At 60.4% G+C, this 26,086-nt stretch carries 22 protein-coding genes and 1 tRNA gene; 10 read left to right on the top strand and 13 right to left on the bottom strand.

What is annotated here, in order from left to right; translation table 11 throughout:
• Nucleotides 1-110: 110 nt before the first annotated feature.
• The gene (locus AC1ROI_RS01045; RefSeq protein WP_102593665.1) at nt 111-1,007 is read left to right on the top strand and encodes a zeta toxin family protein; all 897 of its coding nucleotides are present in this window, start codon (nt 111-113) and stop codon (nt 1,005-1,007) included.
• On the opposite strand, the gene AC1ROI_RS01040 is transcribed toward AC1ROI_RS01045, so the two are convergent.
• Nucleotides 988-1,743 (bottom strand): DJ-1/PfpI family protein, encoded by a 756-nt coding sequence (locus AC1ROI_RS01040; RefSeq protein ID WP_042932060.1) that lies wholly within the window; start codon nt 1,741-1,743, stop codon nt 988-990. The two genes, AC1ROI_RS01045 and AC1ROI_RS01040, sit on opposite strands and share 20 nt — an antisense overlap.
• 146 nt (nt 1,744-1,889) lie before the next feature.
• Between AC1ROI_RS01040 and AC1ROI_RS01035 the strand changes: the two genes are divergently transcribed.
• Nucleotides 1,890-3,812: a hybrid sensor histidine kinase/response regulator gene (locus AC1ROI_RS01035; RefSeq protein WP_010460371.1), complete on the top strand. Its 1,923-nt coding sequence runs from the start codon at nt 1,890-1,892 to the stop codon at nt 3,810-3,812.
• A 12-nt stretch (nt 3,813-3,824) separates the two neighbouring features.
• On the opposite strand, the gene AC1ROI_RS01030 is transcribed toward AC1ROI_RS01035, so the two are convergent.
• Nucleotides 3,825-4,058: a hypothetical protein gene (locus AC1ROI_RS01030; protein WP_010460369.1), complete on the bottom strand. Its 234-nt coding sequence runs from the start codon at nt 4,056-4,058 to the stop codon at nt 3,825-3,827.
• 138 nt (nt 4,059-4,196) lie between these two features.
• On the opposite strand from AC1ROI_RS01030, the gene AC1ROI_RS01025 reads away from it, so the two are divergent.
• Nucleotides 4,197-4,733: a hypothetical protein gene (locus AC1ROI_RS01025; RefSeq protein WP_010460367.1), complete on the top strand. Its 537-nt coding sequence runs from the start codon at nt 4,197-4,199 to the stop codon at nt 4,731-4,733.
• Between the two features lie 54 nt (nt 4,734-4,787).
• Here the strand turns inward: AC1ROI_RS01025 and AC1ROI_RS01020 are convergent, their stop codons facing one another.
• The 6 genes from AC1ROI_RS01020 to AC1ROI_RS00995 all read right to left on the bottom strand — a co-directional run bounded on the left by AC1ROI_RS01020 (nt 4,788) and on the right by AC1ROI_RS00995 (nt 10,543).
• Entirely contained in the window at nt 4,788-5,264 is a 477-nt protein-coding gene (locus tag AC1ROI_RS01020; RefSeq protein ID WP_010460365.1) for a PA2171 family ribosome-binding persister protein, read from the bottom strand.
• A gap of 382 nt (nt 5,265-5,646) precedes the next feature.
• Entirely contained in the window at nt 5,647-5,943 is a 297-nt protein-coding gene (locus AC1ROI_RS01015) for a hypothetical protein (protein ID WP_010460363.1), read from the bottom strand.
• Between the two features lie 191 nt (nt 5,944-6,134).
• Entirely contained in the window at nt 6,135-7,478 is a 1,344-nt protein-coding gene (locus AC1ROI_RS01010) for a cation:proton antiporter (protein WP_010460361.1), read from the bottom strand.
• Between the two features lie 46 nt (nt 7,479-7,524).
• Complete coding sequence (locus AC1ROI_RS01005; protein ID WP_010460359.1) at nt 7,525-8,136, bottom strand: Yip1 family protein; 612 nt, start codon at nt 8,134-8,136, stop codon at nt 7,525-7,527.
• A 173-nt stretch (nt 8,137-8,309) separates the two neighbouring features.
• Complete coding sequence (locus AC1ROI_RS01000) at nt 8,310-9,167, bottom strand: SDR family oxidoreductase (protein WP_010460357.1); 858 nt, start codon at nt 9,165-9,167, stop codon at nt 8,310-8,312.
• A gap of 221 nt (nt 9,168-9,388) precedes the next feature.
• Nucleotides 9,389-10,543, bottom strand: coding sequence for a MalY/PatB family protein (locus AC1ROI_RS00995; RefSeq protein ID WP_102593666.1), 1,155 nt, complete (start codon nt 10,541-10,543; stop codon nt 9,389-9,391).
• Nucleotides 10,544-10,899: 356 nt separating this feature from the next.
• Between AC1ROI_RS00995 and fdnG the strand changes: the two genes are divergently transcribed.
• The 7 genes from fdnG (at nt 10,900) to AC1ROI_RS00960 (ending at nt 19,961) form a co-directional block, all read left to right on the top strand.
• Nucleotides 10,900-13,965, top strand: a complete 3,066-nt coding sequence (fdnG, locus tag AC1ROI_RS00990) for a formate dehydrogenase-N subunit alpha (protein ID WP_146012949.1) — start codon at nt 10,900-10,902, stop codon at nt 13,963-13,965.
• A complete protein-coding gene (fdxH, locus tag AC1ROI_RS00985) occupies nt 13,966-14,901 on the top strand; it encodes a formate dehydrogenase subunit beta (protein WP_102593668.1) in 936 nt (311 codons plus the stop codon).
• The gene (locus AC1ROI_RS00980) at nt 14,898-15,551 is read left to right on the top strand and encodes a formate dehydrogenase subunit gamma (RefSeq protein WP_102593669.1); all 654 of its coding nucleotides are present in this window, start codon (nt 14,898-14,900) and stop codon (nt 15,549-15,551) included. The genes fdxH and AC1ROI_RS00980 overlap by 4 nt, the downstream gene beginning before the upstream one ends.
• A 5-nt stretch (nt 15,552-15,556) precedes the next feature.
• Nucleotides 15,557-16,483 carry a formate dehydrogenase accessory protein FdhE gene (gene fdhE / locus AC1ROI_RS00975; protein ID WP_077748482.1) on the top strand — a complete coding sequence of 309 codons (927 nt, stop codon included), beginning with the start codon at nt 15,557-15,559 and terminating at the stop codon, nt 16,481-16,483.
• A 50-nt stretch (nt 16,484-16,533) separates the two neighbouring features.
• On the top strand, nt 16,534-17,955 hold the full coding sequence (gene selA, locus AC1ROI_RS00970; protein ID WP_102593670.1) for an L-seryl-tRNA(Sec) selenium transferase: 1,422 nt from the start codon (nt 16,534-16,536) through the stop codon (nt 17,953-17,955).
• Nucleotides 17,952-19,859, top strand: a complete 1,908-nt coding sequence (gene selB / locus AC1ROI_RS00965) for a selenocysteine-specific translation elongation factor (RefSeq protein ID WP_102593671.1) — start codon at nt 17,952-17,954, stop codon at nt 19,857-19,859. The genes selA and selB overlap by 4 nt, the downstream gene beginning before the upstream one ends.
• 6 nt (nt 19,860-19,865) lie before the next feature.
• Nucleotides 19,866-19,961: transfer RNA gene (locus AC1ROI_RS00960), tRNA-Sec, on the top strand.
• A gap of 7 nt (nt 19,962-19,968) precedes the next feature.
• Here AC1ROI_RS00960 and AC1ROI_RS00955 read toward each other — a convergent pair.
• From AC1ROI_RS00955 to phbB, 5 genes are all read right to left on the bottom strand, one after another.
• Nucleotides 19,969-21,291: an OprD family porin gene (locus AC1ROI_RS00955; RefSeq protein WP_102593672.1), complete on the bottom strand. Its 1,323-nt coding sequence runs from the start codon at nt 21,289-21,291 to the stop codon at nt 19,969-19,971.
• A gap of 66 nt (nt 21,292-21,357) precedes the next feature.
• Nucleotides 21,358-22,011, bottom strand: coding sequence for a hydrolase (locus AC1ROI_RS00950; RefSeq protein ID WP_010460339.1), 654 nt, complete (start codon nt 22,009-22,011; stop codon nt 21,358-21,360).
• Nucleotides 22,012-22,155: 144 nt separating this feature from the next.
• Nucleotides 22,156-23,859 carry a class I poly(R)-hydroxyalkanoic acid synthase gene (gene phaC, locus AC1ROI_RS00945; RefSeq protein WP_102593673.1) on the bottom strand — a complete coding sequence of 568 codons (1,704 nt, stop codon included), beginning with the start codon at nt 23,857-23,859 and terminating at the stop codon, nt 22,156-22,158.
• A gap of 99 nt (nt 23,860-23,958) precedes the next feature.
• The gene (locus AC1ROI_RS00940; protein ID WP_077748477.1) at nt 23,959-25,137 is read right to left on the bottom strand and encodes an acetyl-CoA C-acetyltransferase; all 1,179 of its coding nucleotides are present in this window, start codon (nt 25,135-25,137) and stop codon (nt 23,959-23,961) included.
• Between the two features lie 57 nt (nt 25,138-25,194).
• Nucleotides 25,195-25,941, bottom strand: a complete 747-nt coding sequence (gene phbB / locus AC1ROI_RS00935) for an acetoacetyl-CoA reductase (protein WP_102593674.1) — start codon at nt 25,939-25,941, stop codon at nt 25,195-25,197.
• Between the last annotated feature and the right edge of the window lie 145 nt (nt 25,942-26,086).

The raw sequence follows: 26,086 nt of genomic DNA, 5'->3' as shown, positions 1-26,086 counted from the left end.
ACAGGTACATATCTTGAAAGACACACGTATTTGAACAAGCGGTGAAACAGCGCTTTATTCAAAGGGCAGCCAATCAATTTCAGCCGGCTCTTTGATAAGGAAATCAAGGCATGTCCTCCGCACCGAACTACACCTACACCACTGAACAAGTCAGCGCCGCGTTCAATGCCATCAAAACCACGCTGTTCCGCGGTATCACGGCCGAGGAAAAGCCGAAAATCCTGGTGGTTGCCGGGCTTCAAGGCTCGGGGAAAACCTTCCTGCTGGAAAACACACTCCTGCCGACCAGGCGCTACGACAAGTATGTCCGTCTCTACCTGCCCGAATACCGGCAGAAACATCCTCAATACGCAGAGATGATCAAGCTTGGCGTGCTGCATGCCTATGAACATACCGAAGCTTTCGTACGAGAGCTTTGCGCCAAAATCTTCACCGAAGCCTTCACACTCAAATACAACATCATCATGGAGTGTGCGTTCGACAGCATCGATTTCGCGGCATTTCCACCACTCGCGACGGCGGCCGGCTATCAGTTCGAAACGCATATCGTTGGCTGCACGCTGGAGTTCGCTCACGTTTCGTGCATCAAAAGAGCCTTTAAAAGCCTGGAAAACCGCGAACTGGAAAGGTTTGTCACGCGATCGACACTGGTGAGCTCCATGAGGAATGAGCAAGCGGTGATCCTGGCCTTCGAAACCGCCTCGAAGGCGGTCGATCGTTCACAAATCACGGTGTATGAACGCGGGTTCGGGGCGCTGAAGGAACGCGTCTCGCGTGCTCATATCACCTACACCACAACCGCTTGCGTGACGCCCTCTGCGACGCCAACGGCATACAGCGCCTATGAAAGCATCATCAATAATCATGTCCACACCCTGAGTGAGCGTGACGAGATAGTTAAAGAATGCCACCTGGCGTTACTCAACACCCAGACTTACGCCCAGGTTGTTCCTGACTTCGTTTACAACGACCTGTACGCCTACATCGTCAAATACGTGAACCGGTAAGCAGGCGAACCCACTCGGCGGCAAAGCGATGACAGTCTCCCGGCCAGCGCGCGGTCAACAACAGGCCATCACGGACGACGAACCCGCGTTGTGGCTGGTCCGCCGAATCACGCACCGCGAGGACGGGCCCGCGCAGGAAATCCGTCGGGCTGGAGAGGGCGGCCGTGACTTCCGCTTCGACGGTTTGGGTATAGGTCCGGTAGTAGCGTCCGAGCCAGGCGGCGGTGATTGCCCAGGCAGGCAGCTCCATGGTGTTGGCGACCAGGGCGGTGACCTTGCGCCCCTGCAACACCGAACGTCCGGTATCGGGGTCGAGGGTTCGGGCAAGCAACAGTACGCCGTGGCAGACCGCTGCCACGGGTTTGTCTGTCTTGAAAAAGTGCAGGGCGATCCGTCGCGCCTGCTCGGACTCCAACAGGCTGCGCATGCCCTTGGCATGCCCGCCGGGAATCAGCAGTCCTTGGAACTCGCCGGGGTCCACATCGTCATAGTTCAGCGGTCGGCGGAAGGAGGGGTCTTCGATCATCCGGGCGTAGCTGGCAAGGTCGGCCTTGCGCGTCATCAGCAGCGGGTTCAACAGGCCGAAGCCGATGTCCACCAGGCGTGAATCGGCGTAGGCGGGCAATCCCTGGGGGGATGCAAAGCGCACCTCGATGCCGGCCTGACGCATGGCCTGCCATGGAACGCTGCTCTCTGTGGGATCGTAGTCAGACGTGGGTAACAGAATCAGGATCATCGGGGCGCCTTGGAACCGCCAGGAATGGCGTTTGGCATCGAGAATAGGCGGAGTGAACGCTATGCTCCAGTGCACAACCGTTTTCTGGCTTACCAAACCCACGGTTTGACGCATACTTCGCAAAACAACAGTCACGGGTGTGATCGATGAGTGATAACCAGTCCAAAACCAACGCCATCGAGGAAATGCGCTTTCGCCTGTTGATTGATGCCGTGGTGGACTATGCGATCTACATGATTGACCCCGATGGCATCATCACCAGCTGGAACGCTGGCGCCAAACGTTTCAAGGGGTATGAGGAGAAGGAGATCCTCGGACAGCATTTTTCGCGCTTTTATACCGAAGAAGACCGCAGTGCCGGTCTACCCCAGCGCGCGCTGGATACGGCGATCCGCGAAGGGCGGTTCGAGGGTGAAGGCTGGCGGGTTCGCAAGGACGGAACACACTTCTGGTGCCATGTGGTGATCGATCCGATTCGCGACCCGGCAGGCAATCTATTGGGGTTTGCCAAGATCACCCGGGACCTCACCGACCGCAAAATGGCCGAAGAGACGCTCAAGCAAAGCGAGCAGCAGTTTCGTTTGCTGGTTCAAAGCGTGACTGACTACGCCATCTATATGCTCGCCCCGGATGGACGATTGACCAACTGGAATCAAGGGGCCCAGCGCATCAAGGGCTACCGACCCGAAGAAGTCATCGGTCAGCATTTTTCACTCTTCTATACGCCCGAAGACCGTGAAGCCGGGGAACCCCAACGTGCGTTGGAGACGGCTATGCGGGAAGGGCGCTTTGAAAACAGGGCCTGGCGCGTGCGCAAGGACGGCACGCGGTTCTTTGCCCATGTGGTGGTCGATCCGATCTGGGGCGATACGGGCACGTTGCTGGGCTTTGCCAAAATTACCCGGGACATCACCGAGGCCACACAAGCACAGAAGGTTCTGGAACAAACCCGTGAAGCGCTGTTCCAGGCGCAGAAGATGCAGGCCATCGGCCAACTCAGTGGCGGGATCGCCCACGATTTCAATAATCTGCTGACCGTTATCCTTGGCAACCTGGAAATCGTCCGTAAACGCGTGGGAGACAATCCGAAAGTCACTCGATTGGTCGACAACGCCACCCAAGGTGCCCTGCGTGGGGTGTCCCTGACTCAACGCATGCTGGCGTTCGCCAGACGTCAGGAACTCAAGTCCGAATCCGTCGAAATACCCGCGCTGGTGGAAGGAATCAGCGGATTGTTGCGCAGCTCCCTCGGGCCATCCGTACAGCTCGAAACCCGTTTTTCCCCCGACCTCGTTCCGGTCATGGCCGATGTCAATCAGCTCGAACTGGCCGTGCTGAACCTCGCCACCAATGCCCGGGACGCGATGCCCAACGGCGGAAAAATCGTCATCAGTACCCGGACGGAAGACGTCTGCGACCAATCGACACTATTGCCGGAGCCCGGACGCTATGTTTGCCTGAGTGTTGCCGATAACGGGGAGGGCATGGATGAGGTCACCCTGGCGTCGGCCATGGACCCGTTTTTCACCACCAAAGGGGTGGGCAAAGGCACGGGGCTGGGGTTGTCGATGATCCATGGCTTCATAGAACAACTGGGCGGACGATTCATTCTCAAGAGTCAGAAGGACATCGGCACTGTCGCCGAACTGTGGATACCCGCCGCGACCACAGCTGCGCTCAATCATCCCGCCGTATCGGAAGTGGCCGCTCCGCCAGTGGCTCAGTTGTGCGTCATGGTCGTGGACGATGACAGCCTGGTGCTGACCAGCACCGGCCTGTTGCTTGAGGATCTCGGCCATCGGGTGATCAGTGCGGTGTCCGGTGCCCAAGCGCTTGAGCTGTTCGAACGCGAGCAGCATGTTGACCTGGTCATTACCGACATGGCCATGCCACAAATGAACGGTGAGCAGTTGGCCAATGCCATCCGGGCGTTGAAGCCGGACGTACCGATCATTCTTGCCACGGGTTATGCCGAACGCCTTGAAGGCTTCGCGACCACACTCCCTCGCTTGTCCAAACCGTATACCCAACTCAATCTGGTCGAGGTGATTGCGCTGGCCATGAAGTAACGGGCGTCGTGCTCAGCCTTTCACGTTCTTCTTGAAACCGCGCAAGTTCATGGCACACAGGCAAAACTGCAACACGATCAATGCGTAGGCGTGGGTGTGGTAACCCCAGATCACCCACAAGAGGTTGCTGACGATAAAGCAGCTGAAGCCCCACACCCTGCGCGAGGGTGATTGCGAGCCGATCAACCACGCCGCCAGTACCGTGACCAGCATCGCTGGCCATTGCACCCAATCGAGAGTGTCCATCCGCAATCCTTGAAGTCAGCCTGTGTACTTGAAGGACCACGGCAGCGAAATAGCGTTCGAGCGAGGCGCATTAAATTCGGCTGAACTTTGCCGGGACAGTTTTCGTCATAACGCTTTCCCAGTCCTTGTGTAATTTCCGTGCCCAGAATACTGACCGAACCTACCGCCGAAGAAGCCTTGTCCGAACACAACGCCAAAATGTTCGGCTCGCCCAAGGAGCGTCTGGATTTCTACCGTCGGGAAATCCAGTACGAAACCAGCATCCTCGCCAATCGAACCGACGCTTACCTGGCCGCGCAGTCGTTCCTGGTGATTGCCTTTGCTTCCTGCATGGCCAACCTCAATCCCGAATGGGGAAAACTCTTCACCCTGGTGGTGCCGCCGTTCCTCGCGCTGCTGGGTTTACTGAGCTCGCTGAACGCCTGGCCGGGCATTCGTGCGGCCTACGACATCATCGACCACTGGCACTTCAAGCAAAGTGAGCTGTTGCGCAGCGAGCCATTGATGGGGCTGGCGTACGATGAATCCCCGCTGTTCAGTGAGATGGAATCGTCCCACAAGGGCTACCGCAAATCGCTGCTGTTTTCCGTGCGGACGCCGTGGATTTTCGCGACGTTCTGGGTGTTGCTGGGCACTTATGCGGTTTACATCCAGGTCACCAATCCCGGTGGCTGAATCGCAGACTAAAAAGCCCGGCATTTGCCGGGCTCTCTGACATCGACTACCAAATCAAGCCGCCAGATTGGACGCGCTCATTTCTTTCTTGTACTGAGCCTTGAGCGTTTCCATTTGCGCGCCCAATTCTTCCAGGGTGGCCTTGCCCAGCAGTTTTTTCGCCTGAGGGAACATTTCGGTTTCCTCTTCTTCGATGTGGTGTTCCAGCAGCTCCTTGACCACTTTCACCCGACCCGCGAATTCTGGGGTGGAAGGGTCGGTGACTTTCAGGTCCGGCAACACCAGGGAATCCACGGTGCGGTGTTCTTCCTTGGCTTCGTAGTACATAACGTCCTGTTCCTTGCCACCGGCTTTTTTGTACGCCGGGTACAAGACTTCTTCTTCGAGCCGGGTATGGATGGTGATCTCCATTTCGAGCTTGGCCAGCAACTCGGTGCGTTTTTTGACACCCCGTTCGGTGGACTCGCTTAACTGAGTCAGGATGCCTTTTACGCGTTCATGGTCGGCTTTCAACAGGTCGATGGCGTTCATGGTCGAATCTCTCAATTAGTCACGGAATAGGCGCAAACGGTCTCATGGCCGTAGGTCGCTTTTACACTGGGAGCATTTGTCGTGCCGATTTCACCGCCATGAGTAAAGCTATATAAAACAATTGGTTAAAAGATCTGATGGCGAATTGAGGTCGTGCAGGCTGCATGAGTCTGGAAATTGACTCATGCAGTTCGCGGCGCGAAGTTTTCCGTCGAGAAATGTGAATTGTCGGTGTTACCGTCGATCAGATTCGCCGCATCCTGACACCGGGTTCAAGGGATGTTCCGCTGACGGAGCGTGGAAACTGATGCGATAGCCGAAGGCGAATTCGCCAGCGGCTATATGGAGTGCGTCAGGGCTGATGCCCCGGGGGTTTTCAGGATCAAACCCGGTCTTCAAGCTGCTGGCGCAACCGGTGGGCGTTATTCACGGACATCGGGATCGGTGGGAAGTCCGCGTTGAGCAAACGCAGGTGCTCAATCGCTTCCTGAAACTTCAAATCAGCCTTCCTGCGCATCGCCCTGTAATGCTCGAACCGTTCCAGGTCCATGTCGCCGTCCTCAAGCATCTCGAAAGCGCTTCGGCTCAACGCCTGGGCGTCTTCGAACATCTGGCGATTGCATTCCAGGGCAAACGCCCGGCAGGCTTTGATTTGATCGGGAGTTGAATAGTGAACCATGACCGGCACCTTACTTTTTTCGAGGTCCCTTTTAATAGGCATCGTTGCCACAGTGGAACCGAACCTGTCGGGTTCCGCCGTATAAAAGAAAACAGGCGGAATTAAGGTTGTGACTGTCGAGTTGCACAGGGATTTCAAATTCTTTGAGGCGAAAATTCGTTTGATTCAACCTGTAAACACGCAGGTAAAAATCAAATAATTTGTTTCTTGCGCCGTTCATAGCGGGCGAGGGTGGGTTGCGTGCTGATGCCGTGGATCAAAATGCTCAACGCGACCACGGACAACGTCAGGTCCATGCACAGCGTCGACACCGACTGACCCAGCCCGTGATTCAAGGCGTAGAACAAGTAATACAGGCTGCCGATGCCACGGATGCCAAACCAGCCGATCAACATTCGCTGGCGCCAATCGAGCAATCGGCCCCACGGCATCACGGCGACACTCAAAGGGCGAACCAGAAAAAACAACACCCCGCCGACCAGCAGGGCGCGCCAGTCCCAGTGAGCGATCAGCACGACGCCGAGCAGTGTCACCAGAAACACTTCCATGGCCCGCTCCACGAGACTGCCAAAAGCGAGCATGTCACCCATCATGATGCCCGCGGCGACCTGGGTGTCTTCAAGGTTGTCGGTATCGCCATGCACCGCGTGTTGTGGTTCGACGTTCTGGTGACCGACCACCGGCTGGACCAGATGCTCGGCAGGGGTTTCGTCGTTGCCCGTGGAGCTGACTTCTTCCTGGCGCAATCCGAGGCCGGCGGCGAACACCGACAGAAACCCATAGGCGTGGATAGACTCGGCCCCGACATACGCCAGGGCAATCAAAGCAAGGGCCAGGTAATCGTTCGGAGACAGCGTGCTGTCATCGTTCTTGATCCGCAGCGCCAAGGTCAGGCGCCCGATGCCGCGTCCCATCCAGTACCCCGTCAGAAAACCGGCCGGAACCGCCCAGATCAGACTGCGCAGCACCCAGTCGCCCAACCAGCCGGGGTTACCCTCGTGTTGCAGCAGGAGCAGGCCAAGGATCACGAACGGAAACGCGATCCCGTCATTGAGCCCGGCCTCACCGGAGAGGCCGAAGCGCACGCTGTCGTCATCCCGCGCGTCGTTGACCTGGACCAGCGCGGCGAGCACCGGATCGGTGGGGGCCAGGATCGAGCCGATCAGCACTGACGCGCCCCATGACAATTGCAATGCGTAATGCAGCAACAAGCAGACGCCGACAATGGTCAGCAGCATCACCGGGCCGGCCAGGCCGACCGCAATCCGCCAGTTTTTATGCTTGAGCGGCGAGCGCAATTTCAGGCCGCAGACAAACAGCGAAAAGAGCACCGCGACTTCCGTCAGGTGCTCCATCCAGATCGAAGCGTCAGCGGTGTCCAGTTTCAACAGCCCGAACCCGGCCGGGCCGATGGCGGCGCCCAGCACCAGGCACACCGCCGACGTGGTCACTGGCATCCATCGCAGGTAGGACGAGGTCAGCGCCAGCGTCAGGAGTACAGCACCCAACACGGCCACCCATAAAATGAAACTCATACTCGGTTCTCGCTGGGGGTGGACCGCGTTTGTTGGTCTCTGCGGATCAACCGACCGTGGCGCGCAGGTATTCAGGCGTCAGCACGTTGAACCACAGCAGAATCATCTCTACCAGAATAGTCACCAATACCAGGAGCCCGACGCCCCAGACGCACGCCGCATTCAGCAGGCCTTGTTCCTTGCGCTCGTGCATGAACGTCGGCAAGCCGACGAACAGCAAAAACGTCGAATAAGCCGAAGCAGCCATCAACACAATGATTGCCAGCCAGCGACTCGGGTACAGCCCGGCAATTCCCGCCAGGAAAAACGGCGTCGCGGTATACGCCGCAAAACCGATGCATTGATTGATGGTCGGACGCGCGTCGAAGGTGCGCGACATCCAGCGGATGAATCCCCCCATCAACGCCACGCCGGCGATGATGGTGACGTACAGCAGCACGCAGAGTTGCAACGCACTTTGGGTACTGAGTTTGACGGTTTCGTTCTCGGCCAGGCTCCAGCCGACATAGGTGGTGCCGATGAACAGGCAGACGGCGGGGATCAAGGCGAGCAGCAGCAAATGCGCGAGGTAATGGCGCGGATGTGCTTCCTCCTCCCGGCGAATATCCGTCCAGGCGAAATTGGGCTGGGTGAACAGTTTGACGATAGGTGCGGACATGACGACCTCCTCGAACGGCCCGTGATGGGGGCCTAAACGTATTGAGGGGAGAGATTTGTCAGGGGTTCATTTTTTCGCGACTTCGCGGAATGACGTGTACGTGTAGCCGTTGGCCAGCCTTGTGGCGAGGGGCAAGCCCCTCGCCACAAGGCTGCTGCTATTACAGCGGGCGGTCACAACATCGGTTTACCGCCGGTCACGCCGTACCGCTGGCCGGTGATGTAGCTGGCCTCGTCCGACGCCAGCAGCACGTAAATCGGCGCCACTTCCACCGGTTGGCCCGGCCGGCCCAGCGGGGTGTGCGCGCCGAAGTTCTGCACCTCTTCATCGGGCATGGTCGAGACGATCAGCGGTGTCCAGATCGGCCCCGGCGCCACGCTGTTCACCCGAATGTTTTTCGGCCCGAGCATCTGCGCCAGGCCACCGGTGAAGTTGGCGATGGCACCCTTGGTCGTGGCGTAGGCCAGGAGGGTGGGTTTGGGCATGTCCGAGTTGACCGAACTGGTGTTGATGATCGAACTGCCGGCCTTCATGTGCTTGAGCGCGGCCTGGCAGATCCGGAACATGGCGGTGATGTTGACGTCGAAGGTCATCACCCATTCTTCGTCCGGGATGTCTTCGAAGTGTTCGTGCGTCATCTGGAACGCGGCGTTGTTGACCAGAATATCAATCCGCCCGAAGCGTTCGACTGTCTTGTCCACCAGGGCCTGGCATTGCGCTTTCTGCGCGATGTCGCCGGGCAGCAGCACGCACTGACGTCCGGCCTGTTCGACCCAACGTGCGGTTTCCTGCGCGTCTTCATGTTCATTGAGGTAGGCAATCGCGACATCGGCGCCTTCACGGGCGAAGGCGATGGCGACCGCACGGCCGATGCCGCTGTCCGCCCCGGTGATCAGGGCGATCTTGCCATCCAGCCGGCCCGAGCCTTTGTAGCTTTTTTCGCCGCAGTCTGGATACGGGTCCATTTTCTTTTGGGAGCCTGGGACAGGCTGGCCTTGTTTGGGGAAGGGTGGTCTTGGGTAGTCAGTCATGGCAAATCTCCGATCTCGGGGCACAGGATTCAAAGGGTTGACCCTGATGTTTTGCCTTGAGTTCGGTTGGATTCAGGTGGGTGCACAAAACCCCGAATCCTGGCAAATCCCTTGTAGGAGCGAAGCTTGCTCGCGAAGGCGGTGTGTCAGTCATACATGTGTCAACTGGCACACCGCCTTCGCGAGCAAGCTTCGCTCCTACAGGGGGATTTGTCGTGTTGTCAGGCCTTGAGGTTGAGCAAGCTACGCGCCATGCGTGCCAAGCCTTCTTCGAGCAATGCCCGTGGGCAGCCGAAGTTCAGGCGCACGAACTGGCGGTTGTTGTCGCCGAAATCCAGGCCGGGGCTGAGGCCGACCTTGGCCTGGTCGAGGAAGAACTGCTGCGGATTGTCCAGCCCCAGGGCGGAGCAATCGAGCCATGCCAGATACGTCCCCTGCGGGATGTTCATCGTCACGCCCGACAAGCGCGTGCGAACCGCTTCCACCAGGTAATCCCGATTGTCTTGCAGGTACGCCGTCAACCCGGCCAGCCACGGGCCGCCTTCGCTGTAGGCAACGCGAGTGGCTTCCATTCCCAGCGGGTTGACGCTGTCGACCATGCCGCAACGGGCATGATTGACCCGCGCACGCACCGCCGAATCCTGGATGATCATGAAGGAGGTTTTAAGACCGGCAATGTTGTAAGCCTTGCTCGCCGACATCAGGGTGATGGTGCGCTGGGCGATCTGCGGGCTGAGCGATGCCGTGGGAATGTGCACGCGCCCGTCGAAGCACAACTCGGCGTGGATTTCGTCGGAGATGATCCACGCGTTGTGTTCCAGGCAAATGTCCGCCAGCGCTTGCAGTTCTTCCCGCGGGAAAACCTTGCCCAGCGGATTATGCGGGTTGCTCAGCAGCAGCGCGCCGCCGCCGGTCAGTGCCTGGCTCAAGGCCGCAAGCGGAGTGTTGTACGTTCCATCGGCCAGCGCGTCGAATTCCAGTTCAACCTTGTTCAAGCCCCAATGACCTGGCGCATGACGCAGCGGCGGGTAGTTCGGCACCTGGACCACGACGTTTTGTTGCGGCTCGATCAGCGCCTTCAGGGCCATGTTGAAACCCGACTCCACACCCGGCAGGAAAATCAGTTCCTCCGGCAAGACGCGCCAGGCGTATTTGTTCCAGAGGTCGGCGACGATGGCGGCGCGCAAATCGTCCTGAGGCACGCTGTAGCCGACCATCGGGTGTTCCAGGCGTTTACGCAGGGCTTCAAGGATGACCGGCGGCGCGGCGAAGTCCATGTCGGCGACCCACATCGGCAACACGTCGGCCGGGTAGCGGCTCCACTTGGTACTGCCGGTGTTGTGGCGGTCGAACACCTGATCAAAATCGAAGGTCATGCTCAGTCTCATAAAAAGCGGGGTTGAACGTGGCGCCATGATAAACGCCAAGCCCCTGTGGGAGCGAGACGGTAATCGCCCAAACAACACAAACCCCTGTGGGAGCGAGCCTGCTCGCGATGGCGTCAGCTCATTCATCATCCAGGCAAACTGACCCACCGCTATCGCGAGCAGGCTCGCTCCCACAGGGTTATGCGTGATGGCTGGCATTTGGGCACTGTCCGATGGTCGGTTTTCAGGCAGTCAGTTCTCCCATTGTCTAGAGTTCAAAGTGTCGGTAGCCACGCTGCCGGCACCGTGATCGTCCAGAAAAACCCGGCAAAAGTACCGGGTCTCCACCTGATCAGGAGTGCACGATGGACCTCAACCGTCGTCAGTTCTTCAAGGTCGCCGGTATCGGCCTTGCGGGCTCGAGCCTCGGCGCGCTGGGCATGCTGCCCACGCCTGCCTTTGCCGAGCAGGTACGCCATTTCAAACTCGCCCACACCCATGAAACCCGCAACACCTGCCCGTATTGCTCGGTCGGCTGCGGGTTGATCATGTACAGCCAGGGCGATAACGCCAAAAACGTTGCGCAAAGCATCATCCACATCGAAGGCGACGCAGACCACCCGGTCAACCGCGGCACCCTGTGCCCCAAAGGCGCCGGCCTGCTGGACTTCATTCACAGCCCCGGGCGCCTGCAATATCCGCAGGTGCGCAAACCCGGCAGCACCGAGTGGACGCGCATCTCCTGGGATGAGGCACTGGATCGCGTTGCCGACCTGATGAAGGCCGACCGCGACGCCAACTTCATCGAGAAGAACGACAAGGGCCAAACGGTGAACCGCTGGCTGACTACCGGTTTTCTCGCAGCCTCGGCGGCGTCCAACGAAGCGGGTTATATCACCCACAAGGTCATTCGCAGTCTCGGCATGCTGGGGTTTGATAACCAGGCGCGTGTCTGACACGGCCCGACGGTGGCAAGTCTTGCCCCGACGTACGGCCGTGGTGCCATGACCAATCACTGGACCGATATCGCCAACGCGAATCTGATCCTGGTGATGGGCGGCAACGCAGCAGAAGCGCACCCGTGCGGTTTCAAATGGGTGACCGAAGCCAAGGCGCATAACAAGGCGCGCTTGATCGTGGTCGATCCGCGTTTTACCCGGACCGCCTCGGTGGCCGACTATTACGCGCCGATTCGCACCGGCACCGACATCGCCTTCATGGGCGGGTTGATCAATTACCTGCTGAACGAGGACAAAATCCAGCACGAATACGTGCGCAACTACACCGACGTGTCGTTTATCGTCAAAGCGGGGTACGGCTTCGAGGACGGCATCTTCAGCGGTTACGACGCGGCCAAACGTGTGTATACCGACAAATCCGGCTGGGGGTACGAATTGGGCCAGGACGGTTTCGTCAAAACCGACCCGAGCCTGCAAGACCCGCACTGCGTGTATCAGCTGATGAAGCAGCATTACAGCCGCTACAACATCGAACTGGCGAGCCAGATTTGCGGTATGCCGGTTGATGCCATGCAGAAGATCTGGGAAGAAATCGCCACCTGCTCGCAACCGGGCAAGACCATGACGATTCTCTACGCGCTGGGCTGGACCCAGCACTCGATCGGCTCGCAAATCATCCGCAGCGCGGCGATGGTGCAACTGCTGTTAGGCAACGTCGGCATGCCGGGCGGGGGCGTCAATGCCTTGCGCGGGCACTCCAACATCCAGGGCCTGACCGACCTCGGCTTACTGTCCAACGCACTGCCGGGCTACCTGACCCTGCCGAACGACGCCGAGCAGGATTACACCGCCTACATCACCAAGCGCACGCAAATGCCGTTGCGTCCGGGGCAGCTGTCCTACTGGCAGAACTACAGCAAATTCCACGTCAGCCTGATGAAGGCCTGGTACCGCGACAACGCCACGCTGGAGAACAACTGGGCTTACGACTATTTGCCGAAACTGGACATTCCCAACTACGACATCCTCAAAGTGTTCGACCTGATGGGCCAGGGCAAGGTCAACGGCTATATGTGCCAAGGGTTCAACCCCATCGCCGCGCTGCCTGACAAGAATCGCGTCATGGCGGCCCTGGCCAAGCTCAAATGGCTGGTGGTGATGGACCCGCTGTCCACTGAAACCTCGGAGTTCTGGCGCAATGTCGGGCCGTACAACGATGTGGAAACCGCCGGCATCCAGACCGAAGTGATTCGCCTGCCCACCACCTGTTTCGCCGAGGAGGACGGCTCGCTGGTCAACAGCAGCCGCTGGCTGCAATGGCACTGGAAAGGCGCCGATGGCCCGGGCGAGTCGCGCACCGACGTGCAGATCATGAGCGAACTGTTCCTGCGGCTGCGCCAGCGCTATCAAGCCAAGGGCGGGGCTTATCCCGACCCGATCCTCAAACTGTCGTGGCCGTACAAGATCGCCGACGAACCCTCGCCGGAAGAACTGGCGCGAGAAATCAACGGCACGGCCGTCACCGACTACACCGACGCCACGGGCGCGACGATCAAGGCGAATGCGCAACTGGCCGGGTTTGGCCAGCTCAAGGACGACGGCAGCACGGCGTGCGGCTGCTGGATTTTCTGCGGCAGCTGGACCGAGGCGGGCAATCAGATGGCCCGGCGCGACAACAGCGACCCCTACGGCATGCACCAACATCAGGGCTGGGCCTGGTCCTGGCCGGCCAACCGACGGATTCTCTACAACCGCGCTTCGGCCGACCCGCAAGGCAAGCCATGGGACGAGAAAAAGCGCCTGGTGTGGTGGAACGGTAAAACGTGGGGCGGCACCGATGTGCCGGACTTCAAGGCCGACTCACCGCCGGAAGCCGGGATGAATCCGTTCATCATGAACCCCGAAGGCATCGCGCGGTTCTTCGCCGTCGACAAGATGAACGAAGGCCCATTTCCCGAGCACTACGAGCCGTTCGAGACGCCGATCGGCATCAACCCGCTGCACCCGCAAAACAAGAAAGCCACCAGCAACCCGGCGGCACGGATCTTCGATTCGGTGTGGGATTCCCTCGGCGTGGCCAAAGACTATCCGTATGCGGCGACCAGCTACCGGCTGACCGAGCATTTCCACTTCTGGAGCAAGCATTGCAAGCTCAACGCGATTTCCCAACCCGAGCAATTCGTCGAGATTGGTGAAGTGCTGGCCAAGGAGAAAGGCATTGTCGCCGGCGACCGGGTCCGGGTCAGTTCCAAGCGCGGGCACATCGAAGCGGTGGCGGTGGTGACCAAGCGGATTCGTCCGCTGCAGGTCAACAATCAGGTGGTGCATCAGATCGGTATCCCGCTGCACTGGGGCTTTACCGGCCTCACGCGCCACGGTTACCTGACCAACACCCTGGTGCCGTTCCTCGGCGATGGCAACACACAGACCCCGGAATCCAAGTCATTCCTGGTCAACGTGGAGAAAGTCTAAATGGCCAGCCAAGACATCATCGCCCGTTCGGCCACCACCACCGTGCCGTCCTCGGTGCGCAACCAGGAGGAAGTGGCCAAGCTGATCGACACCACCAAGTGCATCGGTTGCAAGGCCTGCCAGGTCGCCTGCTCGGAATGGAACGAGTTGCGCGACGACGTCGGCCACAACCTCGGCACCTACGACAACCCGCAAGACCTCAGCGCAGAAACCTGGACCCTGATGCGCTTCACCGAGCATGAAACCGATGCCGGCAACCTGGAGTGGCTGATCCGCAAGGATGGCTGCATGCACTGCGCCGAGCCGGGTTGCCTGGCGGCGTGCCCGAGCCCGGGGGCGATCATCAAGCACGCCAACGGCATCGTCGATTTCGATCAGGACCATTGCATCGGTTGCGGCTATTGCATCACCGGCTGCCCGTTCAACATTCCGCGGATCTCGCAAAAGGATCACAAGGCCTATAAATGCACCTTGTGTTCAGACCGGGTGGAAGTGGGGCTGGAACCGGCCTGCGTGAAAACCTGCCCGACCGGCGCCATCGTGTTCGGCAGCAAGGAAGACATGAAAGAACACGCCGCCGAACGCATCGTCGACCTGAAAAGCCGCGGCTTCGATCACGCCGGCCTGTACGACCCCGAAGGCGTGGGTGGTACGCACGTCATGTACGTGCTGCATCACGCCGACACGCCGACGTTGTACGCCGGTTTGCCGGGCAGCCCGACGATCAGCCCGCTGGTGGAATTGTGGAAGGGCGTGAGCAAACCCTTGGGCTTGCTGGCCATGGGCCTGGCGGTGCTGGCCGGGTTCTTCCATTACGTGCGCGTCGGGCCGCAAGTGGTTGAAGAAGATGAATTGCCGCCGCTCAACGACCCGGCCGTGCATGAAGTCGATCCGTCGGTGCATACCTTTGATCCGCGTGGGGAGGACAGACCATGATCCGCAGACAGATCCTGCGCTACACCCCAAACCAGCGAACCAATCACTGGCTGGTGGCGATCCTGTTTTTCACGGCCGCGCTGTCAGGCCTGGCGCTCTTTCACCCGGCGTTGTTCTGGCTCAGCCACCTGTTCGGCGGCGGGCCGTGGACACGCATCCTGCACCCGTTCCTGGGGGTGGCGATGTTTGTGCTGTTCCTTGGTCTGGTGATCCAGTTCTTTCGGGCGAATTTCTTTATCAGCAATGACCGGTTGTGGCTCCGGCGCGTCGGGCGGGTGATCCGCAATGAAGAGGAGGGTCTGCCGCCGATCGGCAAGTACAACCCGGGGCAGAAGCTGCTGTTCTGGATCTTGTTGCTGTGCATGCTGGTGTTGCTGTTCAGCGGGTTGGTGATCTGGCGTGCATATTTCAGCGAATACTTCGGCATCACCTCGATTCGCTGGGCGATGCTGCTTCACGCGTTGGCGGGTTTTGTGCTGGTGTTGAGCATCATCATCCACATTTACGCAGGGATCTGGATCAAAGGCTCGGTCAGCGCCATGGTGCATGGCGGGGTCAGCCGCGCCTGGGCGAAGAAGCACCATGAGCTCTGGTATCGGGAAGTGACCCGGGACGAGCACCCTGAGCGGCCGATCAGCAAAAAAGGATAAGCCCTTTGGCAACCATTCTTGAGCCTGGAGAGATCGAAGCGGCGGCGGGTTCTCCGCCGTTCCTGCACCTGCCACCGAACAACCTGTTCGCGTTGCGGGCGCTGCGCCTGGAAAAACTGGCAGACGGGCACCCACTGGCCGATTACTTGCGGCTGGTGGCGGACCTGTGCCGCGTTCAGCAGGACCTGTTGGACAATCCACCTGACTCGGCGCCACTCGATCCCGAGCGTCTGCGAATGTGCCAGCAACACGGTCTGCCACCGTTCGCCGCCGACAGCCTGGTGCGCGAAGACACCTGGCTCGCGTATCTCGACGCCTTGTTGCAGCGGTATTCGCCACCACCAGACTCCGCCGTCGAGAAAGCCATCGCGTCCTTGCGCAATGCCAACAGCGGGCAACGCAAAGCCTGGGCGATCGCACTGGTCAGCGGCCAGTATTCGCTGCTGCCGGCGGCGCTGGTGCCCTTTCTTGGCGCAGCGTTGCAGGCCGCGTTCAGTCATTGGCTGCTGCACACGCCGAAGCTTGCGCTCAAACCCGGCGACAGCCTCAACCAATGCCCGGCCTGTGGTTCGCCGGCCATGGCCGGGGTCATTCGCCATCGCGGCAAACACAACGGTTTGCGTTATCTGGTGTGCTCGTTGTGTGCCTGCGAATGGCACGTGGTGCGGGTCAAATGCGTGTACTGCGAACAAAGCAAAGGCCTGGAATACGTCAGCCTCGATGACGACCGCCATGCCGCCAATCAGGCGCCGCTGCGCGCCGAAACCTGCCCCGGCTGCCACAGCTACCTGAAACTGCTGTACCTGGAAAACGACGCCGAGGCCGAAGCGCTCTCGACCGACCTGACCAGCCTGATGCTGGACATGCGTCTGGAACAGGAGGGTTACGTGCGCCCGGCACCGAATCTTCTGCTCGCACCGGGAGGCGATTAAGCACAACGGCTACACTCAGGCGCGACAGTTAACGTTTGCGGGAGCGCCTGATGCCTGCCAGATCCGCCAGCCCAGCCTTGCGGCTGCCTTCCATCGACAGTTTGCTGCGCCATCCGGCGTGCCTGCCATTGACCGAGCGCTATGGGCGTGACGCGCTGCTGGCCAGCCTGCGGCAGTTGCTGGATGACCTGCGCGAACCGGTACTGTCAAGCCAACTCGACGCCGTTGAAATCACCCCCGAAGTCTTGGCTGGCAGAGCGGGCGAGCGCCTGGATCTCCAGCATCGCAGCCAGGTACGCCGGGTGTTCAACCTGACCGGCACAGTGCTGCACACCAACCTCGGTCGCGCGTTATTGCCAGACGAAGCCATCGATGCGGTGCAAAGGGCCGCTCGCTATCCGCTCAATCTCGAATTCGACCTGCAAAGCGGCAAGCGCGGCGACCGTGACGACCTGATCGAAGGCCTGATCCGTGAACTGACCGGTGCCGAAGCCGTGACCGTGGTCAACAATAACGCCGCTGCCGTGCTGCTGACGCTCAACAGCCTGGGCGCGCGCAAGGAAGGGATCATTTCCCGGGGCGAGCTGATCGAAATCGGCGGCGCCTTCCGCATTCCCGACATCATGGCCAGGGCCGGCGTCAAACTGCACGAAGTCGGCACCACCAATCGCACCCACGCCCGGGATTACGAGGCGGCGATTGGCCCGCGCAGTGGGCTTCTGATGCGGGTGCATGCGAGCAATTACGCCATTGAAGGCTTCACCGCCCGGGTGCCGACGGCCGAGTTGGCTGAATTGGCGCACAAGCACGGGCTGCCACTGCTCGAAGACCTTGGTAGCGGCAGTCTGCTGGACCTGACCCGCTGGGGCTTGCCCGCCGAACCCACGGTGCGCCAGGCGCTGATCGATGGCGCGGACATCGTCACCTTCAGCGGCGACAAGTTACTCGGCGGTCCACAGGCCGGGTTGATCGTCGGCCGCAAAGACTTGATCGCGAAGATCAAGAAGAACCCGCTCAAACGTGCGTTGCGGGTCGACAAACTGACCCTGGCAGCCCTCGAAGCGGTGTTGAGCCTGTACCGTAATCCCGATCAACTGGCCGAACGACTGCCGAGCCTGCGCCTGCTGACCCGACCGCAGGCCGACATTCTTGCGCAAGCCGAACGCCTGCAACCGTCATTGGCGCAGGCTCTGGGCGATGGCTGGAGCGTCAGCGCAGTGGCGGCGCTGGGCATGATCGGCAGCGGCAGCCAACCGGTGGCTCGCCTGCCGAGCGCGGCGTTGTGCCTGCGCCCGTTGGTCAGTAAACGCCTGCGCGGCCGGCATTTACTGGGGCTGGAGGCCGCGTTCCGTCAGCTGGCCATTCCGGTGCTAGGCCGGATTGACGACGACGCGCTGTGGCTGGACCTGCGCCAACTGGACGACGAAGCCGCGTGGCGGGCGCAACTCGATCAATTGCAGGTGCCAGGGTGATTGTCGGCACCGCCGGGCACATCGACCACGGCAAGACGGCGTTGCTCAAGGCATTGACTGGCCAGGCCGGCGACCGTCGCCGGGAAGAACGCGAGCGCGGCATGACCATCGACCTCGGTTATCTCTACGCCGCATTGGAACCGGGCGCTGCATTGACCGGTTTTATCGACGTACCGGGTCATGAGCGCTTCACTCACAACATGCTGGCCGGAGCCCAGGGCATCGATCTGGTATTGCTGGTAGTGGCAGCGGATGACGGCGTCATGCCCCAGACCCGCGAACATCTGGCAATCGTCGAACTGCTGGGCATCCCTCGGGCGCTGGTGGCGATCAGCAAATGCGACCGGGTCGATCCGGCCCGCGTGCAGGCCGTGCGCGAACAAATCGAAAGTTTGCTGGTGCCCGGGCCGTATGCCGGCGCGCCGCAGATTGCCCTGTCGAGCGTGACCGGGGAGGGCGTCGAGACGTTGCGTCTGGCCTTGCTGGATGCGCAGCGTGATGTGCTGCAACGCAGCACCCGTGGCAGTTTTCGTCTGGCGATTGATCGTGCGTTCAGCGTGGCCGGGGCCGGTATCGTGGTGACCGGCACGGCGCTGTCCGGGCAGGTTGCCGTGGGCGATACGCTGATGCTCGGTCCGTTGGGCAAGTCCGTGCGCGTGCGTGGCTTGCATGCGCAAAACCAGGCCGCAGAGATTGGGGTTGCGGGTCAGCGAGTGGCGCTGAACCTGAGTGCCGAGCGCTTGGCACTGGAGCAGATTCACCGTGGCCACTGGCTGGTGTCCGAGTGGCTCTACGCACCGACCCAGCGCCTGGACATCGACATGCGGTTGCTGGCCAGCGAAGCCAAGGCGTTCGAGCATTTTCAAACGGTGCATGTTCACTTGGGGACGCAGGATGTCACGGGGCGAGTGGCGCTGTTGGAAGGTGCCAGCGTTGCGCCGGGTGAACGGATGTTCGCGCAAATCCTGCTGAATGCGCCGGTGCAGGCGGTGAAGGGCGATCCATTGATTCTGCGTGACCAGAGCGCCCAACGAACCCTCGGCGGTGGCCGGGTGCTCGACCCGTTCGCGCCGACCCGACACCGTCGCAGCCCCGAGCGATTGGCGCAGCTGCAGGCACTCGCCACCCGCAATGCGCTGGAAGACGTGCTGCCTGCGTTATTGCTGAACAGCGAAACCGGGCTCGACCCGCGACGCCTGGAGCGTCAGTTCAACCGGCCGCGTGACACCTGGGTCCTGCCCGCCAATATCCGTTTGATCGATACCCGCCAAGGACCCTTGCTGTTCAGCGCTGACCGTTGGGAAGCGCTGAAAGCGCCATTGCTGGGGCATCTGGCTCGTTTCCATCAGCTCGAACCGGACCAGATGGGCCCCGACCGGGATCGCTTGCGGCGCTTCGCCGGGACATCTTTGGATCGGCCGACTTTCATCAGCCTGGTCGACGAATTACTCACCAGTGGCGCCATGCTGGCCAGCGGGCCGTGGCTGCATTTGCCCGAGCATCAGGTGCGCTTGAGCGAAGAGGACGAAGCGTTGTGGCAACAGCTGCAACCGTTGTTCGAACAGGCCGGGTTCAATGCCCCATGGGTGCGCGACCTTGGCCATGACGAAGTGACGGTGCGCCTGCTGCTGCGAAAAATGGCGAGGCTGGGGCTGGTGCATCAGGTCGTCCGCGACCTGTTCTACACCGAAGCAGTCATTCGCCGATTGGCGGCTATGCTTGTGCAACTGGCCGCGCAGAACCCGGTGATTCAGGTCACGGCATTTCGCGATGCCGTGGGCCTGGGGCGCAAGCGCAGCATCCAGATCCTCGAATACTTCGACCGGCTGGGCCTGACCCGACGCTTTGGCGACAAGCGCCATCTGCGGCTCGACAATGCCCTGGCCCAGCCATCAGGAAACTGACTTCAAGGAAGGCAATCGCGCCCGGTGGCGCGGCCGGGCTTCAAACCCGGTTGGGGACGGCATCCGTTCCCGGGCAGGTTCGACTCCGGCTGCCTTCCGCCATTTCCCTTCATAGATGCCCGAAATTCAGCGGGTACTGAACGACCACGTACACCCGGTCAATATCATCGCCGGCCTGCGCCGCATTGGCCCGATGCGAGACATGGGACAGTTGCAGCGATAACCCTTTGGCCGCGCCGGACTGCACGATGTAGCGCAGGTCGATGTCGCGCTCCCAATGCCGGCCGCCATCGCCTTGTTGTGGCACGTATTCGCCGATGGACTCATCGAAAGGGTTGTAGGCGCCGCCCTTGGGCGCACGGGTGCCGTCGATCCGGCTGCCCATGACGTAACGGGTCATGAAATTCAGGCCAGGTATGCCGAAGGTGCTCAAATCGAGGTCGTAGCGTGCCTGCCATGAGCGTTCGTGGGCGCCGTTGAAATCGGCGTACTTGATCGAGTTGGCGAGGTAGATCGAGTCGCCGCCGACAAAATCGAACGGCGTATCGCCATTGATTTTTTGATAGGCCAGGGTGAAGGCGTGGGCATCGACGGTGTACTTGCCCGACAGGCTGAACGCGGTGTTGTCGATGGCGCCGGCCAGCGCTTTGCCGGTGTCTTGCGTGTGGTAGAGATTGGCGTCGAGGAACACCCCGGGCTGCTTCAGGTGCAGGTTGGCGTAGTACTGATGCCAGGTGTCGCTGAGTTCTGAGGCATAGAGCGCGCCGCCGACGGGGCGTTGGGTGAATAAGTCAGTGCCCAGAAACGTAATGCCTCCGGCTTCGGTGTTGGCGCCGTAGCCGTAGAAATTGCCTTTGCTCGAAGAACTGTCCTGGTTTTTGAACGCGGTGAAATGCCCGGCCAGCAGATTCACGTCATCGATTTCGCGGCTGTTCAATAGAAAGCCTGTGGCGTATTCCGGTTGCAAGCGTTTGTCCGCGGTGTCGAACACCGGGGTTTCCACCATCATTTCACCGAACGCCAAGGTGGTTCGCGAGGCTCTGATTTTCAGTGCGCCGCCGCCACTGGAATAGTTGTCTTCGCTACGGCCGTCATCATTCACGGGCAGCAATCCGGTCCCGGAATGACCTTTGCCGCCATCCAGCTTCAATCCCAGAAAGGCGTGGGCGTCGAGGCCTAAGCCGAGCGTGCCGGGTGTGAATCCAGATTCAAAAGTGCTGATAAAGCCTTGAGCCCACTCGGCTTTATAGCTTTTACCTGTCGGCGAAGGGGACCGGTAGTCGCTGTTGAGGTAGAAGTTGCGGCTGAGCACGTCAAGCGCCGCGCCATCCAGAAACCCTTGTGCGGGTTCATCCGCCCAGGCTGTTCCGGCGAACAGCACCGACAACCAAAAGGGCAACCGGGTACGCAGGTCTTGCTTGCCAAACTTCATCATCAATCACCACGCAGCAGCGACTGCGGAGGGTCCGCAGTCGCTCGCTTTTCAGAGGAGGACCGCTTAATGGCCTTCCGAGGCACCGAACATTGTTTTGGCGTAGATCAGGCCAAGACCGTAGGAACCACCGTTGGCAATCGAGGTTTTCACGGTTTCTTCATAGGTTTCGGTACGTGCCCAGTCGCGTTGCAGTTCGAGCAGGTATTGCAGCGAGGTCATTGGACGGGCGCCGATCTGGATCATGCGCTGCATAGCCATTTCATGGGCTTCGGTGCTGACGTCGCCACAGGCGTCGGCAATCACGTAGACCTCAAAACCCTGGTCGATGGCCGACAGCGCCGGGCCGACGATGCACACCGAGGTCCACAGGCCGGCGAGGACGATTTTCTGTTTGCCGAATTTGTTGACTTCGACGGCGATGCGCTCGTCTTCCCAGGTGTTCATGCTGGTGCGGTCGATGACGTTGTGTTCCGGAAACACCGACTTGATTTCGTCGAAGATCGGCCCGGAAAAGCTCTTCTCGGCGACAGTGGTCAGGATGGTCGAGACTTTGAAGCCGCGCGCGGCCTTGGCCACGAGGGCTGCGTTGTTGCGCAGGGTGACGGCGTCGATCGACTTGGTCGCGAAGGACATCTGCGATTGGTGATCAATCATGATCAGGGTGTGGTCGGTCGGGGTCAGCAGGGTTTTGCCGGGAGCAGCTTTGGCGATGGCCATGGCGAGGTCCTTACAGGTGAGTGAGGAGGCCATGGTTGCGCAGATTCAGGTGGGAATATTGAAGCGATGTGCTGTGTTTGGTTATTTGCGAGGACGCCTGAAGAACGGCCCCGCGCAATATCGGTCAGCGCGCGGGGCTGTCGGTCATTGCATCACATAACGCCCGGGTGCCGATTCCAGCGCCGGGTAGTGCGCGTTGCCGATGTGCGACACCGAAGGCTGACGCTCGCCGGCCTGGTCTGCCAGCCAGACAAACCAGTCATTCCACCAGCTGCCGGCCTGTTCCTGGGCATTCATGAACCAGGTGTCGGGATCCTTCGACACTCGATTGTTGGTCCAGTAATGGCGTTTTTCCCTGGCCGGCGGGTTGATCACCCCGGCGATGTGCCCTGAGGCACCCAGCACAAAGCGCTTGGTCCCGGAGAGCAATTGGGTGCTGGCATAAGCGCTGCGCCACGGCACGATGTGATCGTCGTGGGTGGCGAGGATGTACGCCGGTGCATCGATGGCGCGCAGGTTGAGCTTGACCCCGCAGCAGTCCAGTTCACCGGATTTCAGGTCGTTCTGCAGGTAGGTGTGACGCAGATACCAGCAGTACATCGGCCCCGGAAGGTTGGTGCTGTCGTTGTTCCAGAACAGCAAGTCGAGGGGGATGGGTTTCTGGCCCTTGAGGTATTTGTCGACGTTGTAGTTCCACCACAAATCATTCGGGCGCAGCAGCGAGAAGGTGTTGCCCATGTCCTCGCCCTTGAACAGGCCGATGGGGCCCTCCTGACCACCGATGGTGCGCTCGCGGTAGGCCACCAGTTGTTCGTCGACGAAGATGTCGATGGGGCCGGTGTCGAGGTAATCGAGGAAGGTGGTCAACAGGCTCACGCTGCCAATGTCCTTGTCGCCGCGCGCCGCCAGTACCGCCAGCGCCGAACTCAACAGCGTGCCGCCGATGCAGAACCCCACGCAATTGGGGCGTTGATCGCCGCTGATCTCGCGGGTCACTTGCAGGCCTTTGATGATGCCGGTGTCGATCAGGTCATCCCAGGTGGTGCCGGCGTGCGCCTGATCGAAGTTGCGCCACGACATCAGGAACACCGGGTGGCCTTGTTGCAGCAGATGGCGAACCATCGAGTTGTCCGGGCGCAGGTCGAGGATGTAGTACTTGTTGATCGACGGCGGGACGATGAACACCGGGCGCCGGTACTGGGTTTCGCTTTGCGGGTAGTACTGAATCAACTGGAACAGTTCGTTCTCGAACACCACTTCGCCGGGGGTGTTGGCCAGATCCACGCCGACCTTGAAAGCGCCGCTGTCGCACTGACGCATCTTGCCTTCTTGCAGGTCGCTGGCCAGGTGCAACAGGCCGGTGAACAGGCTGCCGCCCTGAGTGTCGACGACGCGTTGCAAGGCATCGGGGTTGCTCGCCAGAAAGTTGCTGGGCGCCCCGGCGGCAATCGCTTGCTCCACCAGATACAGCAGACGCTGGCGGGGTTTCTTGTCTTTGATCGGCAGTTTATCGAGCAGCTTCAGCAGAAAACCGGCATTGAGCAGGTAGAACGCTGCGAGGGAGCCGAACAGCGGCGTGCTCCAGTTGCCACTGGAAAAACGTCGATCTTCAAAGGAAAACGGCTGGCCGGTCAGCAGCCGCTGGCCCAGATCACCCCATTGGGTTTGATACTCGGCTTGCAGGCTTTCCAGTGTGGTGCGTGGCAGGTCAAACCACTTCTCGTATTCCTGGCCGGTGAACCAAGGATTGGTGCTCACCCACAAGCGTAATTGTTGCACTGCAAAGGAGGCAATGAACGGGACCTGGCCTGACCAGAAGGTGTTGAAGGTGTGCGCGTTATTGTCCATGGAACTCCTTGCCCACATCGGTAAACCGGGCAGAAAAAAACCGCGGTGCCGCCATTCGGCACCGCGTCAGCAGTCAAGCAAGCAGTCCTGTGATTCTTGTTATCGTTCGATGACCAGGCTGACACCTTGGCCGCCACCAATGCACAACGTGGCCAGGCCTTTTTTGCCGTCACGGCGAATGAGCTCGTGCACCAGCGAGACCAGAATCCGCGCGCCCGACGCGCCGATCGGATGCCCCAACGCAATCGCACCACCGTTGACGTTGACCTTGGCGGTGTCCCAACCCAGTTCCTTGCCAACCGCCAGCGATTGCGCGGCAAACGCTTCGTTGGCTTCGATCAGGTCGAGGTCGTCCAGGCTCCAGCCGGCTTTTTCCAGCACCAGACGGGTGGCCGGGACCGGGCCGATGCCCATGATCGACGGGTCGACGCCCGCACTGGCGTAAGCCTTGATGCGCGCCAGCACCGGCAAGCCGAGGGCCTGGGCCTTGGCGGCGCTGGCCAGCAGCAACACGGCGGCGCCATCGTTGAGAGTCGACGAATTGCCGGCGGTCACGCTGCCGTCTTTCTTGAACGCCGGTTTAAGGTTGCTCAACGCTTGCAGCGTGCCGCCCGGGCGCGGTTGTTCATCCGTGTCGAACACCAGCGTATCGCCCTTGCGCTGAGGGATCAGGATCGGGGTGATTTGCCCCTTGAAGTAGCCCGCTTCGATGGCGGCGGCTGCTTTCTGTTGCGAGGCGGCGGCGAAGGCGTCCTGATCTTCGCGGCTGACGCTGTACTGCGTGGCCAGATTCTCAGCGGTGATTCCCATGTGGTAGTCGTTGAAGGCATCCCACAAACCGTCCTGAATCACGCTGTCTTGCAACTGCGCATGACCCAGACGCAAACCGGTGCGTACCTTGGGCAGCACATAAGGCGCCAGGCTCATGTTTTCCTGACCGCCGGCAATCACCAGCTCGGCGTCGCCGCAGCGGATCGCCTGAACCGCCAGTTGCACAGCCTTGAGGCCCGAGCCGCAGACCTTGTTCAGCGTCAGGGCAGGGGTGGTGAAGGGCAGGCCGGCCTTGATTGCCGTCTGACGTGCCGGGTTTTGCCCCGAGCCTGCGGTGAGCACCTGGCCCAGAATCACTTCATCAATCTGCGTGCCGTCCAGGCCGGTTTCTTCCAGCAGACGGCGGATCACCGCTGCGCCCAGTTCAGTGGCTGGAATCGCGGACAAGGCCCCTTGAAAACTGCCGATGGCGGTACGTGTAGCGGCAACGATTACGACTTCGTTCATGCGTGACCTCATTAAGATGTTGTCGAGCGGGAGCAGGGCGTCCTTGCCCTGATCGGTCTACTGCATGTTCATGCCGCCGTTCACCGAGAAATCAGCGCCGGTGCTGTAGCCCGATTCATCGGAGGCCAGCCAGGCGACGATCGAGGCGATTTCTTCGGGTTGGCCGAGGCGCCCGACGGGGGTGGCGGCGATTATGGTGTCGAGGATGTCCGGGCGGATGGCCGCGGTCATGCTGGTCTGGATGTAACCCGGGGAGACGGTGTTGACGGTCACGCCCTTGCCGGACACTTCCCGCGCCAGGGCCATGGTGAAGCCATGGATGCCGGCCTTGGCCGCGCTGTAGTTGGTCTGGCCGAACTGGCCTCGTTGGCCGTTGATCGAGGAGATATTGATGACCCGTCCCCAGCCCTTGGCCAACATTCCTTCAATCACCTGCTTGGTGGTGTTGAACATGCCGCTCAAGTTGGTGCCGATCACGGCATTCCAGTCCTCGGGCGTCAGCTTGCGGAAGGAGGCATCCCGGGTGATGCCGGCGTTGTTGACCAGCACATCGATCGGGCCGAATTGTTCCCGCGCCATCTCGAAGGCCTTGCGCGTCGACTCCCAATCGGTGATGTCGCCGTAGATGCATTCGAACTGATAACCCGCCGCCAGTTGACCGGCAATCCAGTCGTTTTTGCGGGCGGAATCCGAGCTGCAACCGACGATGACTTTGAACCCTTCCTTGTACAGGCGCTGGCTGATCGCCGTACCAATCCCACCCATACCACCTGTGACCAACGCAATACGACCAAGCGACTTCATAAGCTCCGTTCCTCTTTTTTGTTTTGCGCTGCAAGATGGGCGATTGTTCGGTATTGGCGGGGGATGCGGAAGTGTTTGGAGGTGACGGGCTGGTGTCCAAAGGCGCCATGGCTGGTTTAGTTGCATCCGGGCGACGAATGGCCGG

The organism is Pseudomonas sp. GW823-FHT02C02 (assembly GCF_058797635.1).
This window is presented reverse-complemented; position numbering and strand designations above follow the sequence as displayed.

What these genes read in the sequence shown, in the direction of transcription:
- AC1ROI_RS00980 (WP_102593669.1), top strand. Translation starts at nt 14,898, where the DNA reads ATGATCCGCAGACAGATCCTGCGCTACACCCCAAACCAGCGAACCAAT.
- AC1ROI_RS01020 (WP_010460365.1), bottom strand. Translation starts at nt 5,264, where the DNA reads ATGAACGCCATCGACCTGTTGAAAGCCGACCATGAACGCGTAAAAGGC.
- AC1ROI_RS01030 (WP_010460369.1), bottom strand. Translation starts at nt 4,058, where the DNA reads ATGGACACTCTCGATTGGGTGCAATGGCCAGCGATGCTGGTCACGGTA.
- phaC (WP_102593673.1), bottom strand. Translation starts at nt 23,859, where the DNA reads ATGGACAATAACGCGCACACCTTCAACACCTTCTGGTCAGGCCAGGTC.
- AC1ROI_RS00950 (WP_010460339.1), bottom strand. Translation starts at nt 22,011, where the DNA reads ATGGCCATCGCCAAAGCTGCTCCCGGCAAAACCCTGCTGACCCCGACC.
- AC1ROI_RS01015 (WP_010460363.1), bottom strand. Translation starts at nt 5,943, where the DNA reads ATGGTTCACTATTCAACTCCCGATCAAATCAAAGCCTGCCGGGCGTTT.
- AC1ROI_RS00995 (WP_102593666.1), bottom strand. Translation starts at nt 10,543, where the DNA reads ATGACCTTCGATTTTGATCAGGTGTTCGACCGCCACAACACCGGCAGT.
- AC1ROI_RS01000 (WP_010460357.1), bottom strand. Translation starts at nt 9,167, where the DNA reads ATGACTGACTACCCAAGACCACCCTTCCCCAAACAAGGCCAGCCTGTC.
- AC1ROI_RS01045 (WP_102593665.1), top strand. Translation starts at nt 111, where the DNA reads ATGTCCTCCGCACCGAACTACACCTACACCACTGAACAAGTCAGCGCC.
- AC1ROI_RS01010 (WP_010460361.1), bottom strand. Translation starts at nt 7,478, where the DNA reads ATGAGTTTCATTTTATGGGTGGCCGTGTTGGGTGCTGTACTCCTGACG.
- AC1ROI_RS01040 (WP_042932060.1), bottom strand. Translation starts at nt 1,743, where the DNA reads ATGATCCTGATTCTGTTACCCACGTCTGACTACGATCCCACAGAGAGC.
- fdxH (WP_102593668.1), top strand. Translation starts at nt 13,966, where the DNA reads ATGGCCAGCCAAGACATCATCGCCCGTTCGGCCACCACCACCGTGCCG.
- AC1ROI_RS01035 (WP_010460371.1), top strand. Translation starts at nt 1,890, where the DNA reads ATGAGTGATAACCAGTCCAAAACCAACGCCATCGAGGAAATGCGCTTT.
- AC1ROI_RS00955 (WP_102593672.1), bottom strand. Translation starts at nt 21,291, where the DNA reads ATGAAGTTTGGCAAGCAAGACCTGCGTACCCGGTTGCCCTTTTGGTTG.
- selA (WP_102593670.1), top strand. Translation starts at nt 16,534, where the DNA reads ATGCCTGCCAGATCCGCCAGCCCAGCCTTGCGGCTGCCTTCCATCGAC.
- AC1ROI_RS00940 (WP_077748477.1), bottom strand. Translation starts at nt 25,137, where the DNA reads ATGAACGAAGTCGTAATCGTTGCCGCTACACGTACCGCCATCGGCAGT.
- AC1ROI_RS01005 (WP_010460359.1), bottom strand. Translation starts at nt 8,136, where the DNA reads ATGTCCGCACCTATCGTCAAACTGTTCACCCAGCCCAATTTCGCCTGG.
- phbB (WP_102593674.1), bottom strand. Translation starts at nt 25,941, where the DNA reads ATGAAGTCGCTTGGTCGTATTGCGTTGGTCACAGGTGGTATGGGTGGG.